Source organism: Lysinibacillus sp. F12 (genome assembly GCF_057773605.1).
The window spans coordinates 1-15,697 of sequence record NZ_JBYMLP010000007.1; the positions used below are offsets into that span (position 1 = coordinate 1).

Sequence of the window (15,697 nt, forward strand, 5' to 3'; positions counted from 1 at the left end):
GGGAGGACCATCTCCCAAGGCTAAATACTACCTAGTGACCGATAGTGAACCAGTACCGTGAGGGAAAGGTGAAAAGCACCCCGGAAGGGGAGTGAAAGAGATCCTGAAACCGTGTGCCTACAAGTAGTTAGAGCCCGTTAATGGGTGATAGCGTGCCTTTTGTAGAATGAACCGGCGAGTTACGATTACGTGCGAGGTTAAGCTTTAGAAGGCGGAGCCGCAGCGAAAGCGAGTCTGAATAGGGCGAAATAGTACGTGGTCGTAGACCCGAAACCAGGTGATCTACCCATGTCCAGGGTGAAGGTAAGGTAACACTTACTGGAGGCCCGAACCCACGCACGTTGAAAAGTGCGGGGATGAGGTGTGGGTAGCGGAGAAATTCCAATCGAACTTGGAGATAGCTGGTTCTCTCCGAAATAGCTTTAGGGCTAGCCTCGTGATGAGAATACTGGAGGTAGAGCACTGTTTGGACTAGGGGGCCATCCCGGTTTACCGAATTCAGACAAACTCCGAATGCCAGATATTTATACACGGGAGTCAGACTGCGAGTGATAAGATCCGTAGTCAAAAGGGAAACAGCCCAGACCACCAGCTAAGGTCCCAAAGTAATCGTTAAGTGGAAAAGGATGTGGCGTTGCACAGACAACCAGGATGTTGGCTTAGAAGCAGCCATCATTTAAAGAGTGCGTAATAGCTCACTGGTCGAGTGACGCTGCGCCGAAAATGTATCGGGGCTAAACGATTCACCGAAGCTGTGGATTGACATCTACGATGTCAGTGGTAGGAGAGCGTTCTAAGTGCGTTGAAGTCAGACCGGAAGGACTGGTGGAGCGCTTAGAAGTGAGAATGCCGGTATGAGTAGCGAAAGACGGGTGAGAATCCCGTCCACCGTATGACTAAGGTTTCCTGAGGAAGGCTCGTCCGCTCAGGGTTAGTCGGGACCTAAGCCGAGGCCGATAGGCGTAGGCGATGGACAACAGGTTGATATTCCTGTACCACCTCCTCACCGTTTGAGAAATGGGGGGACGCAGTAGGATAGGGTAAGCGCGCTGTTGGTTATGCGCGTCCAAGCAGTAAGGCGTGTGTGTAGGCAAATCCGCACACTGTAACGTTGAGCTGTGATGGCGAGTCCGTATGGACGAAGTTCCTGATTTCACACTGCCAAGAAAAGCCTCTATCGAGGTGAGAGGTGCCCGTACCGCAAACCGACACAGGTAGTCGAGGAGAGAATCCTAAGGTGTGCGAGAGAACTCTCGTTAAGGAACTCGGCAAAATGACCCCGTAACTTCGGGAGAAGGGGTGCTCTTGAGCGTGCAAGCGCATGAGAGCCGCAGTGAATAGGCCCAGGCGACTGTTTAGCAAAAACACAGGTCTCTGCAAAACCGTAAGGTGACGTATAGGGGCTGACGCCTGCCCGGTGCTGGAAGGTTAAGAGGAGTGGTTAGCGCAAGCGAAGCTGCGAATTGAAGCCCCAGTAAACGGCGGCCGTAACTATAACGGTCCTAAGGTAGCGAAATTCCTTGTCGGGTAAGTTCCGACCCGCACGAAAGGCGTAACGATCTGGGCACTGTCTCAACGAGAGACTCGGTGAAATTATAGTACCTGTGAAGATGCAGGTTACCCGCGACAGGACGGAAAGACCCCGTGGAGCTTTACTGTAGCCTGATATTGAATTTTGGTACAACTTGTACAGGATAGGTAGGAGCCAGAGATCTCGGAGCGCCAGCTTCGAAGGAGGCGTCGGTGGGATACTACCCTGGTTGTATTGAAATTCTAACCCATGCCCCTTAGCGGGGCAGGAGACAGTGTCAGGCGGACAGTTTGACTGGGGCGGTCGCCTCCTAAAAGGTAACGGAGGCGCCCAAAGGTTCCCTCAGAATGGTTGGAAATCATTCGTAGAGTGTAAAGGCACAAGGGAGCTTGACTGCGAGACCTACAAGTCGAGCAGGGTCGAAAGACGGGCTTAGTGATCCGGTGGTTCCGCATGGAAGGGCCATCGCTCAACGGATAAAAGCTACCCCGGGGATAACAGGCTTATCTCCCCCAAGAGTCCACATCGACGGGGAGGTTTGGCACCTCGATGTCGGCTCATCGCATCCTGGGGCTGTAGTCGGTCCCAAGGGTTGGGCTGTTCGCCCATTAAAGCGGTACGCGAGCTGGGTTCAGAACGTCGTGAGACAGTTCGGTCCCTATCCGTCGTGGGCGTAGGAAATTTGAGAGGAGCTGTCCTTAGTACGAGAGGACCGGGATGGACACACCGCTGGTGTACCAGTTGTCTTGCCAAAGGCATCGCTGGGTAGCTATGTGTGGACGGGATAAGTGCTGAAAGCATCTAAGCATGAAGCCCCCCTCAAGATGAGATTTCCCATTACGCAAGTAAGTAAGATCCCTCAAAGACGATGAGGTAGATAGGTTCGAGGTGGAAGTGTGGTGACACATGGAGCTGACGAATACTAATCGATCGAGGACTTAACCAAAAAGTTTGAAGCATTCAATGAACCGTTTATCCAGTTTTGAAAGAATAATTTCTTTTATAAAGGGTTTCAAGATACGAGTAGTTCGAGGAAGCAATGGAGAGAGGGAAGGAGCGTACTCAAGTACGTGACTGACTGAACGACAGAAGCTGACGAAGAAATGCGATGTATATTGAAAGCCGAACATAGTCTAGTGATGATGGCAAAGAGGTCACACCCGTTCCCATACCGAACACGGAAGTTAAGCTCTTTAGCGCCGATGGTAGTTGGGGGCTTCCCCCTGTGAGAGTAGGACGTCGCTAGGCAACAAAGCAGTCAGCTGTGTGCTGGCTGTTTTTTTATTTGCAACTATTAGTAAGAAACCATCCAAGCATGAAAACTCTTTCTATGTATAGGTCCAATCATTCAAATTCTTTTTAAACTAAAGTTGCAGGCTAGTCCAATAATCAATCTTTATAACGAATTTAATAATAATTAAGGTGAATCGTACATAAAGACAGTATTCACGACTTGTGAATAGACTTTCACCACCTAACTATACATGTCAGATGCACAATAGAAAGTACCATAACCATAAAAGTTCGGTAATCCAAAATGTTCGCCTATCTAGCAGGATTCTTTACAGGTATGTACCGAATCAGTAGTTTGCCTAGTGAATAATTGAAAGGTATTGTGCAAAGAAAAAAATCAGGTATTTCACCAGATTTATAATGCTAGACATATAGTGTTGACAAACATTAAGTAGGAGTCCATCCCAAATTCCCCATTATCTATTTTACAGTAAGTCCAATTGTTTAAGTGCTTTATCCCTATTAATAGTTCAACTTGATTAATTGTTAGTTCATGGGCTGAACAATCTTGATGCAATATCAGGGTTATTTAGGGTAGTTAAAATTTTCCTCTGAATCCATCCTTCTTTATTTGTAACCATGAATTTATAAAAAATCAATTTGAGTAATTGAGTGTATTCTTTTCCTTACAATACGTCTTGTCTTTTTTTAAAAGATAGGGTTAGAGTAATTAGAAATGTGTGCGTTAATTACAGTGTATCTTTGCAAATTTAAATTTCACCTTTCTTATAATTTAAGGATAAACAGTAAGTTAAGGTTATTGCCATTTAATTTGAGATTATAAATGGTTTCTTGAACAGCAGTGAAAAATGGTTTGATGGTGTAAAGAGAAAAGAAAAGTTTAAAAATGTCATGAAGACGAGTGTTATAACATAAGGTATGTATGTGTTCCTGGTTCTTTAAATTCTGTTTAATGTTATTTTTATGCTCGTATTAATAGGAAAAATCTATTTGTTGCTAGACACCAAATTTTGAGAATGCTATATTTATATGGTCATAGTATTTTTATAATTAGGAAAAAAAAGAATTCTTTTATGAAAGAGAGTTGTTTTCCTGATTATAAGGAGTGATGGAGTATAGAGCTAGACGAAGGATGATAGGGCCTATGGTAAAGAAAACATTAAAGCAAAGAATTGTAGACGCTTCAGTTGAGCTGTTTCAGCAGGATGGTTATCACAATGTAACTGTTGATCGTATCGTTGAATATATAGGGGCATCAAAAGGTGGATTTTATCATAATTTTAAATCAAAAGATGAATTGTTGTATGAAATTCATGATGTTTTTATTTCATATGTTATTCAACAATCACAAGATGCATATGACAAATACGATACGCCCATTACCAGGTTATGTGCGATGCTACAAACGCTGACGCAAGTATTTGATATGTATCAAGCACATATTACAATTTTTTATGAGGAAAGTCGTTCACTCTCAGAGGAGTATAGTGAGATTATTCATAAAAAACGAGATCATTATCTGGACATCTTGCAAAAAGTGATAGCAGAAGGCCAAGAAAAGAAGGTTTTTCGTACAGAATTGCCTTGTACCATTGTTACGATGGCGATTGTGGGGATGATTAACTGGACATATAAATGGTTTAAGCAATCCGGGCCATTAACAATGGTGCAAATTACAGATGTTTTTACGGACATGGTACTACGTGCGATTGTAACAGAACAAGCAATGGAGGAAGCAAAGCAATTTATGATAAAGGGGTAGCCAGTAGAAAACACTGGTTTTATTATTTGCTTTTACAAACCGACTAGTCGGTATTTACTTGAAGGGAATTATCTTTGAGCTAAATCTACTATGGCAAATTTGACATTAGGGGGATTAGGGATGAATTTTGAATTAACAAAAGAGCAAGTGATGATTCGAGACATGGTACGTGATTTTGCTGAAAAAGAGATTAAACCGTATGCTCGTGAGGTTGATGAGACATCGACAATGAGAATAGAAAGCTTTAAAAAGATGGCGGAACTAGGCTTATTGGGTATCCCGTTCCCTGAAGAATATGGTGGTTCAGGTGGTGATACGGTGTCCTACGCTTTAGCTGTAGAGGAAATTGGTCGTGCATGTGGGGGCACTGGCTTAAGTTATGCAGCTGCTGTTAGCTTAGGCGCTTCGCCAATTTACAACTTTGGTACGGAGGAGCAAAAGCAAGAATGGCTTGTTCCATTGGCAAAGGGTGAGACATTAGGATCATTCGGTTTAACAGAGCCTAATGCAGGTTCAGATGCAGGCGGTACACGCACTACGGCTGTCATTGATGGAGATGATTATGTTATTAATGGAGAAAAATGCTGGATTACCAATGCAGGATACGCTCGACAAATAATCGTAACTGCAGTAACGGGAAAACGGGAGGATGGCAAAAAGATTATTTCTTCTATTATTGTGCCAACGAATACTCCAGGTGTAACGATTAATTGTAATTATGACAAAATGGGTGTCCGTGGTTCTAATACATGTGAAATTGTTTTACAAAATGTTCGCGTTCCTCGATCCAATCTATTAGGCGATGAAAAGCGAGGCTTTAGCCAGTTTTTAAACACTTTAGATGGTGGTCGTATTTCAATTGCAGCTCTTTCTGTAGGAATTGCACAGGCCGCTTATGAGAAGGCACTGAAGTTCGCAAAAGAACGCGAGCAATTTGGTGCACCTATTTCGAAGCTACAGGCGATCCAATTTAAATTAGCAGATATGGCGATGGAAATAGAGCTTGCTCGTACGCTTGTACATAAAGCGGCATGGCTAAAAGATCAAAAGAAACCATTTGGTAAAGAAGCGGCAATGGCTAAATTATTTGCTTCTGAAATGGGCTTCCGTACATGTAATCAAGCCATTCAAATTCATGGAGGTTCTGGATATATGAAAGAATACGATGTAGAACGTCATTTACGTGATATTAAATTAATGGAAATTGGTGAAGGAACATCTGAAATTCAGCGTCTTGTTATTTCTCGCTTAATTGGCTGTTAATGATTTTCAACACATTGTGTCCGGGAGCAGCTTTGTGCTGCATAGAGCACTTCTTTCCGATACCGAGACACCTACTAAAAAATAGCTTAAATCCGCATTTATCTCATTGCTGAAAGACGTTTAATAGCATTAACAAGGGGGATCTTCATGGCAGAACTTGTGTATCAAACAATTGGTCAATTGCTAGATGAACAATCTAAAAAGTACCCGCAAAATGAGGCTTTGGTCTATGCAGATAGGAATTTACGAATGACTTATGAGCAGCTAAATCGTCAAGCACGATTGGTAGCAAGGGGCTTAATGGCTTTAGGGATTGAAAAAGGAGACCATATTGCTGTATGGACGACCAATGTTCCTGAGTGGGTACAGCTTCAATTTGGTACAGGCAAGATGGGGGCTCCAATCGTTACAGTAAATACTAATTATCGTGCTAGTGAATTGGAGTATCTATTAAAGCAGTCTGATGCCAAAACGATATTTTTAATTGAAAATTATCGAGACCATTCTTTTATCCATACACTTCAAGAGTTATGTCCGGAGCTTGAACATTGTGAACCAGGTAATTTGCAATCAAAGCGACTACCTTTATTAAAAAATGTTATTTTAATCGGCGAGACTAAGTATCCCGGTGTATTGAATTGGTCAGATGTAGTAGCAGCGGCCAATCAAGTAACAGAGGAACAATTAGAACAAAGAGAGCAATCTCTTCATTATAATGATGTGATTAATATTCAATATACATCTGGTACGACAGGTTTTCCTAAAGGTGTGATGTTAACACATTTTAACTTAGTTAACAATGCGGTCAACATTGCAGAGTGTATGCGTTTAACAGCAGAGGACCGCTTATGCATTCCTGTTCCATTTTTCCACTGCTTTGGCTGTGTTATCGGAACATTAGCTATTACAACTAGTGGTGGAACGATGGTGCCAGTACAAGAATTTTCACCTGAAGAGGTGCTAAGGACGGTTCAACAAGAAAAGTGCACAGCCTTACATGGCGTTCCAACGATGTTTATTAGTGAGCTTAATTTACCGAATTTTGAGTCTTTCAACCTTTCAACTTTACGGACAGGAGTCATGGCAGGCTCTAATTGTCCGATAGAGGTAATGAAAGCGGTCATTGAGAAAATGGGCATGACAGATATTACGATTTGCTATGGTCAAACAGAATCATCTCCAGTGATTACACAAACGAGAACGGATGATCCGTTAACGTTAAAAGTGGAGACGGTTGGCCGTGCCTTACCAAACTTAGAGGCGAAAATTGTTGTTCCTGGGACGAACGAGGAAGCACCCACAAATGAACAAGGGGAGCTATGTACAAGAGGGTACCATGTAATGAAAGGCTACTATAAAAACCAAGAAGAAACCGATCTTGCCATTGATCAAGATGGCTGGCTGCATACTGGTGATTTGGCAACGATGGATGAAGCGGGCTATGTCCGTGTAACCGGTCGTTTAAAGGATATGATTATTCGCGGTGGTGAAAATTTATATCCCCGTGAAATTGAAGAGTTTCTTTATACACACCCAAAAATATCAGATGTTCAGGTTGCAGGGGTTCCTGATCCTGTGTATGGGGAGGAAGCGGCAGCTTGGATTATTTTAAGAGAAGGTGAGCAGGCAACAGAAGAGGAGATTCGAGAATATTGTCGGGATAAAATCTCTAGACATAAAATCCCAAAACATATTTTCTTTATCGATCATTATCCAATGACTGCTTCAGGAAAGGTTCAAAAATATAAATTACGAGAAAATTTTGTCATGACCGTCAGATAAGGAGGGGCAGTGAATATGTTTAATAAAGTATTAATTGCAAATCGTGGGGAGATTGCTAGACGTGTTATCAGAACATGCAAGCGCCTAAATATTAATACGGTTGCTATTTATTCTGAGGCTGATGCTGAAAGCTTACATGTGAAGGATGCGGATGAGGCATATTGTGTAGGGAAACCGCCTGTTGCACAAAGCTATTTAAATATAGAACGTATTCTAGAGATTGCACTAGAAAATGGCGTCGAGGCTGTTCATCCTGGCTATGGTCTACTATCAGAAAATGCAGAGTTTGCAAAGCGCTGTGAAGAGGAAGGTTTAATTTTTATAGGACCAAGTGCTGATGTAATTGCTTCAATGGGAAGTAAATTAGAAGCACGAAAAACAATGAAAGCCGCTGGGGTTCCCATTGTAGAGGGTGTAGAGGCACCTATAAAGGATGCAGAAGAAGCTACTGAAATCGCTGAACGTTTAGGCTATCCAATTATGTTAAAGGCATCGGCAGGCGGTGGCGGTATCGGTATGCAACTTGTTGAAAATGCAGAGGAACTAGCAAAAGCATTTGAGGGAAATCAAAAACGTGCCCAGTCATTTTTCGGTGATGGCACGATGTACATGGAGCGATTTATTGCTAACCCTCACCATGTTGAAGTACAAATTATTGCTGATCATCAAGGCAATGTAGTTCCGTTATTTGAACGTGAATGTTCGATCCAACGAAGAAATCAAAAAGTAGTAGAAGAAGCACCATCACCATTCATTTCACAGGAAACAAGAGATAGGATGCTTGAAGCCTCAGTGAAGGCAGCGAAGCATATTGGCTATGTCAACGCTGGAACGATTGAGTATTTGGTGGATGAGAATCAAAACTTTTATTTCTTAGAAATGAATACAAGATTACAAGTAGAGCATCCTGTGACAGAGGAAATTACAAAGCTTGATTTAGTAGAAGAGCAATTAAAAATTGCTGCACAGCAACCTCTCTCATTTACAAAAGAAAGTATTACGAAACAGGGTCATGCGATTGAAGTGCGTATATACGCTGAGAATCCTTCTACATTTTTCCCGTCTCCAGGTACGATCACAGCTCTAGAATTACCAACAGGGGAAGGGGTTCGACATGAGTGTGGTGTAGAGACAGGTTCTGCAGTTACACCATTCTATGACCCCATGATTAGTAAATTGGTAGTGTGGGGAGAAACAAGGGACATTGCCTGTGAGAAATTAATCCAAGCACTGAAAACATATAAAGTGGAGGGTATTCAAACGAATATTCCGATGCTGCTGAAAACTGTTACGCATGAACAGTTTTTAAAAGGCTATACGACAACAAAATTTGTAGAACAATTTTATTTACCTCAATTAGCAGAGTCAAAGTAAGTATGTAATAGCATTCGCGCTTCACAGAGAGTGCGAATGCAAAATTAATGAATAGTAGGAGTGAGTGTTAATGGCAACAGTAAAAGCAAGCATGGCCGGTACAGTATGGAAAATCGTCGTAGTAGAAGGTGAAAAAGTAACAGCAGGTCAAGATGTAGCTATTTTAGAATCAATGAAAATGGAAATTCCGATTGCAGCCGAAGAAGATGGCGTGGTAACAAAAATCATCGCCAATGAGGGAGATTTTATTAACGTTGATGATGATATTTTAGAAATTGAATAAGAGGAGGCCTCTTAATGCAACTACCTAAGCAGGTCGTGATTAAAGAAGTTGGTCCCCGTGATGGCTTACAAAACGAAAAAAAACATATTACAACAGCAGATAAAATACAATTAGTGAATTTGTTAAGCCAAACGGGATTAAATTACATCGAAGTGACTTCATTTGTTCATCCGAAATGGATTCCACAGTTGGCGGATGCTGTCGAGGTTCTTCAAGCCATTAAAAGGAACAATGATATTACTTACGCGGCACTTGTACCTAATATGCGAGGGCTAGAAAGGGCGTTGCAGGCGGAAGTAGATGAAGTAAGTATATTTATGTCTGCTAGTGAAAGTCATAATCAAAGTAATATTAACAAAACCATTGACGAAACATTTCCTATTTTAGAGGAAGTAGTATTAGGAGCTAAAGCGTCAAAAAAGAAAGTTCGAGGCTATATTTCTACAGTTCTTGGCTGTCCCTATGAGGGATATATACATCCTGATAAGGTGCTACGTGTTACAGATAAATTATTGGAGATGGGTGTAACGGAGATATCCCTAGGCGACACGATTGGCGTTGGTGTACCAACTCAGGTTGAGTTTCTTTTAGAGGAACTATTAAAAAGGTATTCCGCTGAAAATTTTGCTATGCATTTTCATGATACACGTGGCACGGCGCTTGCCAACATTATGAAATCTTTAGAGATGGGTGTAACCAAATTTGATAGTGCGCTTGGTGGTCTAGGGGGCTGTCCATATGCAAAGGGAGCTTCGGGTAATGTAGCCACGGAAGACTTACTTTACTTATTTGATGAAATGGGTGTTCAAACTGGTGTGGATCAACAAAAAATACTAGAGGCTGCACTCTTTATTGAACAGAAATTAGGCAAAGCTGTAGCTTCAAAGCAAATGGCGATTGTCCGTAATGAAAGGAGTGCGAATCCATTATGACTCAACTCGTTCGTTTTGAATTACTGGAGGGAAGTATTGGACTGATTACTCTCTTAAGACCAGAGGCTGCGAACGCGATGTCAGTACAGTTACTGCAAGAGCTATCTGGGACGTTGGATCAAATCAACGGTGATCCAGCAGTGCGAGTAGTCTTACTAACAGGTGCTGGAGAAAAAGCATTCTGTGCAGGGGCTGATTTAAAAGAACGTAAAGGTATGTCTGATCGACAAGTGAAGCAAATCGTCCAGTTGATTGGTGCAACAGTCGCAAAAGTGGAGACACTCGCTCAGCCTGTCATTGCAGTACTAAATGGAGTAGCTTTTGGTGGTGGTCTAGAATTAGCCTTAGCTTGCGACTTACGTGTGGCAGCAGCACATGTCAAGCTAGGTCTCACTGAAACCTCTCTCGGTATTATTCCAGGGGCAGGAGGAACGCAACGACTTCCACGTCTCATTGGCCTTGGGAAGGCAAAGGAATTAATATATACAGCACGTCGCTTAAATGCTGAGGAAGCCAAAAATTATGGCATCGTTGAGTATGTTCATGAGGCACATGAGGTAATGGAAAGGGCACAGCAGCTTGCACTAGAAATGGCAAAAAATGCACCATTATCGTTAGTACAGGCTAAAGTAGCTATGAATCAGGGGGTTGAGGTAGATTTAGCTACCGGTTTGAAAATCGAATCACTTGCATATAGTGCACTGATCCCAACTGAAGACCGATTAGAGGGCTTACTTGCCTTCCAAGAAAAGCGAGCACCACAATATTCAGGAAAATAAGTAAGAGAATCCGATCAGATTAATCACTCTGACTGAAATCTAAGTTGATTTTTTTGCGCATTGACAAAGGGAATAGGGGCGCTAAAAAAATAATTTGGCGTAATTGAATGGGCAAAGGGAGGAAATAAAATGAGCAATATTTCAACAGAAAACACGCCACCTACAATGAAAGATAAAATTCTTTCTGGCGGTTTACCAAAATATCATGATAAAAATGCACAGCAAGGGAAGCTATTTGTACGTGAACGACTTGAATTATTATTAGATGATGGTCTTCAATCAGAGGATGGCCTCTATGCAAACTGTTTGGCAGGCGACTTACCTGCTGATGGTGTCGTCACAGGGATTGGTAAAATTCATGGTCGTACCGTTTGTATATTAGCTAATGACTCAACGATTAAAGCAGGATCATGGGGAAAACGTACCGTTGAAAAGATGATTCGTATTCAAGAAACTGCAGAAAAACTTAACTGTCCGTTACTATATTTAGTCGATTCAGCAGGGGCACGTATTACAGATCAGTTAGAAATGTTCCCAGGTAGAAGGGGTGCTGGTCGCATTTTCTACAACCAAGTCAAGTTATCAGGTAAAGTACCACAAATTTGTTTACTATTTGGTCCGTCCGCGGCAGGTGGCGCCTACATTCCTGCATTTTGTGATATCGTTGTCATGGTTGAAGGGAACGCATCCATGTATTTAGGATCTCCTCGAATGGCTGAAATGGTTATTGGAGAGAAAGTAGATTTAGAAACGATGGGTGGCGCAAAAATGCACTGTTCAGTTTCCGGCTGTGGAGATGTGCTTGCCAAAACAGAACAAGAGGCCATTGCCTATGCTCGTAAATATTTAGGCTATTTCCCTAATAACTACGCTGAACGTAGCAAGGTGGAGGTACCTAAGCCACCTGCTACATTTGATAAATCGATTGAGGAATTGATACCACAAAATCAAAACGTTCCTTTTGATATGTATAAGCTAATTGAACGTATTATTGATGAAGATTCGTTTTGTGAGGTGAAGAAATTATTTGCACCGGAATTAATTACTGGTCTAGCACGTATTAATGGGCAATCAGTAGGAATTATAGCGAATCAGCCTCGCGTTAAGGGAGGCGTACTATTCCACGATTCTGCGGATAAAGCGGCTAAGTTCATTTCACTTTGTGATGCTTTCAATATACCGCTTCTATTTTTAGCGGACGTCCCAGGCTTTATGATCGGCACACAGGTCGAAAAAGCTGGGATTATCCGTCATGGCGCAAAAATGATTTTTGCGATGAGTGAAGCAACTGTTCCAAAGCTAACAGTCATTGTTCGTAAAGCATATGGAGCTGGTTTATATGCCATGGCTGGTCCTGCCTTTGAGCCAGACTGCTGTATCGCATTATCAAATGCTCAAATTGCAGTAATGGGTCCAGAAGCTGCAGTCAATGCAGTTTATGCCAATAAAATTGCTGAGCTTCCAAAAGAAGAGCAAGCAAGCTTTATTGCTGAAAAACGAAAAGAGTACCAAGAGGAGATAGATGTGTATCGATTAGCATCAGAACTAATTATTGATGATGTAATTGAGCCAAATGATTTACGTAAGGTGCTTGAAAATCGTTTAGATCTTTACATGTCAAAATACTTACTTTTCTCACAGCGTAAGCATGGGGTAAACCCAGTATAAATACTTACTGGGAAGGCTGTCTCTCTATCAGGAGGCAGTCTTTTTTAGTTGATAAAAATTTAACAGCTACTTGCATGGTGTAAAGGAGCATATTAAAATATGGGAAGGAATAAAGGGAAGAGGGTGTTTAGCATGTCTAAAAACAACATAACGGATGTTCAAGGTAATGCCAAGCTCCCATTACCATATCGAGATGTTATTGATACATATTATTTGCCAATAAAAATAGTGGGTTGGATGTTATTTAGCATCTATTCTTGTTTGGCTTTTTATAAATTGGTGATTGATCGCTTAGTTAATGTAGTCGTTATATTATGGAAAGGTGATTATTCAGTCGGTGATTTAGGGCTGTTTGATTACAGCAGTTGGCGATTAACTACTAATTTTATTCCCTTTGAAACGATATTCCGCTATATTAACTACTCTCAGTATTTTAATTGGGATACAATAATTATTAACTTACTTGGTAACTTATTAATTTTCACCCCTATGGGCTTTTTACTGCCATTACTATCGAAGAAATTCCGCAAAGCAGGCGTTATACTTTGCTTAGGCTTTTTTTCCAGCCTTAGCGTGGAAACTATTCAATTTATTTTTACAGTAGGCTCTGCCGATATTGATGATTTAATTTTAAATACAATTGGTGCATGGCTCGGGTATTTAGCTTATAAGGGGCTATTGCTTACACCGAAAAAATGAGAAAACAGCCAGTTACCCCGTAAAAGGTTTAGACATCAATCTAACTTTTATGGGGGTTTTTTTTATTTATTAACACTATTTATTTTGTGTAAATGGTAGTAATTTTTATTGAAATCGAAATGAAAGTAATAAACGACTGAGGAGTATATTCTAAGATAGTGGGTATTTTAACCTAAAAATGATATTAATTTTTGCTTCTTTAGGTGGTTAGTAGTCATTTGTGCTTGAATTTAATAATGAAAATTCCGATAATAAGTGTATAGAAGCTGTTTCGGAGGAATAGATTTTGTCATAAAAGATGTTCATATCTAGTAACAAGTTAGCATATGAAGATAGAAGGATGAGGTGAAAACTATGAAAATATATAATTCAATGGAGCAAGAGAGATTATCGTCCCCATTTAATCGTAAAAAGTTTCTGCAACGTAAAGAAGCGGGAGATGCATATCGAAAGAATGCCATGTATTTTCAGCCAAAGAAAAATCCATTATTGCTGGAACTTGAAAACCTACTATTAGGGCGCACAGATCAAGATTTATACGAGCAGCAACAAGAAGATACAGAAGTAGTAACACCCCAACAGCTGGCCATTATGGATGATTTGCAGCAGACTTCAAAGAATGTCCATGCACATGAGCAGGCTTATAAATGGGCAAGTGGTAATCATGACGGAGCACCTGTTGTAAATAATCCGGATTTGAATGATACGTTACAGGTTTTAGAGCAAATGCGAAATGCAGCATTATCATCGTCAAAGCCATCTGCTCAAGATGTAAGGTTAGCAGAAAACGTGAATGCTCAAATTCAGCATATTCTACATGAAGTTAACTCAACAGATGAACAGGACCAACCTTTTGTCAATGAAGTGACTACAGTTAAGGTTCCTGAACGTTTCTCGAAGGAATTGAAATTGGACCCATTTGCAGATACAATTTTCGGTAAGAGCCATGATGCTACTTTAAAATTGAGAGCCTTCAAACAGGCATCTGAAAAGTATGCAGCACATGTTCAAATGACGAAGAATGGCTATCGTCCAGGAAATGATTCGATGTTCTCTTTGATAGCCTAATGTTGTAGATAGGAGATTACGGTTATGGCGAAGGCAAAGCATGCCAAAACAAATGCGATAAGATTATTAGAGCAGCAAAAAATCCAATTTGATGTGATGGAATATGAAATTGGAGACGGTCAAGTAGACGGTGTATCTGTTGCCGAAAAAATTGGTCAGCCGGTTACCCGTGTTTTTAAAACATTAGTAGCAAAGGCAAGTGCACAAAGGCTATTTGTATTTGTTATTCCAGTGGCTGAGGAACTGGATTTAAAGGCTGCCGCAAAGGTAGTTGGAGAAAAGAAAATTGATATGCTACCTGTAAAAGATTTACTTAACTATACAGGATATGTCCGTGGTGGATGCTCGCCTGTAGGCATGAAAAAATTGTATCCTACGGTAATCGATAAAACTGCTCAACAACAAGGCAGTATTATTGTAAGTGCAGGGAAAATAGGTATGCAAATCCATGTTCAACTTAATGATTTGAAGAATATTACAAAGGCCCAGCTTGCGCCAATTACAACTATCCATTAGTGAAAAATGGGTAGTTTTTTATTTTAATAGAATAGGGTTATCCATCCTTCCATTTACAAGCACGATTTCACGATATTTGCAGAAAACATGATACAGTTAGAGCGTTATCAAATATAAAGAGAGGGATAGGGAATGCGCAAAATAATGGGGTGGCGCTGGACATTTTTTATTGGCGGCTTGATTGTGATGTCATTGGGGATTACGATGTCTATTAAAGGGAAGATAATTGGAACGAGCCCTTGGGATGTCTTGCATGTAGGGTTATTTCAAAACTTTGGATTAACGATTGGTACATGGTCTATATTAACAGGTCTTTTTATTGTCGCATCTACATCAATTGTATTGCGTGAGTGGCCTAAAATTGGTACATGGCTGAATATGCTACTAATCGGTTCATTCATCGATGTATTTAACTGGCTATTGCCTTCAACAGATGTGTATGGTCTGCAAATAACATATTTTACCATTGGTTTATTTGTCTTAAGCTTTGGCTGTGGTATGTATATTGCTCCAAATATGGGTGCAGGCCCTCGCGATACTTTAATGATGATACTTGTCGAAAAATTTGGCGGAACTATTAAAACTGCGAGAATGGGGATCGAAGTGCTAGTAACTATTGTAGGATGGCTACTAGGTGGCCCGGTTGGAGTGGGAACAGTATTAATTGCTTTAACTTCGGGATATATTGTGCAATATTCATTACCTTATTGCCGCAAAGTATTAATGAAATGTATTGGTCATATTGAAGACATGAAGCCTTTTTATTAAACTGTAAAGCTACTTTTA

12 protein-coding genes and 2 rRNA genes are annotated in these 15,697 nt (G+C 40.9%); all 14 read left to right on the forward strand.

The features are described 5' to 3' along the window. Positions 1 to 2,477, forward strand: a 23S ribosomal RNA gene (locus AC3CH7_RS21645); the annotation flags it as partial. Positions 2,478 to 2,663: 186 nt separating this feature from the next. Continuing rightward, positions 2,664 to 2,779, forward strand: a 5S ribosomal RNA gene (gene rrf / locus AC3CH7_RS21650). 1,150 nt (positions 2,780 to 3,929) lie between these two features. Then, a complete protein-coding gene (locus AC3CH7_RS21655; RefSeq protein ID WP_031418404.1) occupies positions 3,930 to 4,547 on the forward strand; it encodes a TetR/AcrR family transcriptional regulator in 618 nt (205 codons plus the stop codon). Positions 4,548 to 4,667: 120 nt separating this feature from the next. After that, positions 4,668 to 5,810, forward strand: a complete 1,143-nt coding sequence (locus AC3CH7_RS21660) for an acyl-CoA dehydrogenase (RefSeq protein ID WP_031418406.1) — start codon at positions 4,668 to 4,670, stop codon at positions 5,808 to 5,810. 147 nt (positions 5,811 to 5,957) lie between these two features. Then, a complete protein-coding gene (locus AC3CH7_RS21665; protein WP_036218137.1) occupies positions 5,958 to 7,592 on the forward strand; it encodes an AMP-binding protein in 1,635 nt (544 codons plus the stop codon). A 15-nt stretch (positions 7,593 to 7,607) separates the two neighbouring features. Beyond that, positions 7,608 to 8,966, forward strand: coding sequence for an acetyl-CoA carboxylase biotin carboxylase subunit (locus AC3CH7_RS21670; RefSeq protein WP_036218140.1), 1,359 nt, complete (start codon positions 7,608 to 7,610; stop codon positions 8,964 to 8,966). 70 nt (positions 8,967 to 9,036) lie between these two features. Continuing rightward, a complete protein-coding gene (locus tag AC3CH7_RS21675) occupies positions 9,037 to 9,249 on the forward strand; it encodes an acetyl-CoA carboxylase biotin carboxyl carrier protein subunit (RefSeq protein WP_036160711.1) in 213 nt (70 codons plus the stop codon). Between the two features lie 14 nt (positions 9,250 to 9,263). Beyond that, complete coding sequence (locus AC3CH7_RS21680) at positions 9,264 to 10,181, forward strand: hydroxymethylglutaryl-CoA lyase (protein WP_031418414.1); 918 nt, start codon at positions 9,264 to 9,266, stop codon at positions 10,179 to 10,181. Then, positions 10,178 to 10,960 (forward strand): enoyl-CoA hydratase, encoded by a 783-nt coding sequence (locus AC3CH7_RS21685; RefSeq protein ID WP_012292663.1) that lies wholly within the window; start codon positions 10,178 to 10,180, stop codon positions 10,958 to 10,960. Before AC3CH7_RS21680 ends, AC3CH7_RS21685 begins: the two co-directional genes overlap by 4 nt. A gap of 129 nt (positions 10,961 to 11,089) precedes the next feature. Continuing rightward, positions 11,090 to 12,628 (forward strand): acyl-CoA carboxylase subunit beta, encoded by a 1,539-nt coding sequence (locus tag AC3CH7_RS21690; protein ID WP_036218143.1) that lies wholly within the window; start codon positions 11,090 to 11,092, stop codon positions 12,626 to 12,628. A gap of 132 nt (positions 12,629 to 12,760) precedes the next feature. Continuing rightward, positions 12,761 to 13,327, forward strand: coding sequence for a VanZ family protein (locus AC3CH7_RS21695; protein ID WP_031418416.1), 567 nt, complete (start codon positions 12,761 to 12,763; stop codon positions 13,325 to 13,327). Between the two features lie 354 nt (positions 13,328 to 13,681). Then, positions 13,682 to 14,395, forward strand: coding sequence for a hypothetical protein (locus AC3CH7_RS21700; protein WP_488381880.1), 714 nt, complete (start codon positions 13,682 to 13,684; stop codon positions 14,393 to 14,395). 24 nt (positions 14,396 to 14,419) lie between these two features. Then, the gene (gene ybaK, locus AC3CH7_RS21705; RefSeq protein ID WP_012292667.1) at positions 14,420 to 14,911 is read left to right on the forward strand and encodes a Cys-tRNA(Pro) deacylase; all 492 of its coding nucleotides are present in this window, start codon (positions 14,420 to 14,422) and stop codon (positions 14,909 to 14,911) included. 132 nt (positions 14,912 to 15,043) lie between these two features. Next, positions 15,044 to 15,679 (forward strand): YczE/YyaS/YitT family protein, encoded by a 636-nt coding sequence (locus AC3CH7_RS21710; RefSeq protein WP_036218148.1) that lies wholly within the window; start codon positions 15,044 to 15,046, stop codon positions 15,677 to 15,679. Positions 15,680 to 15,697 lie beyond the last annotated feature (18 nt).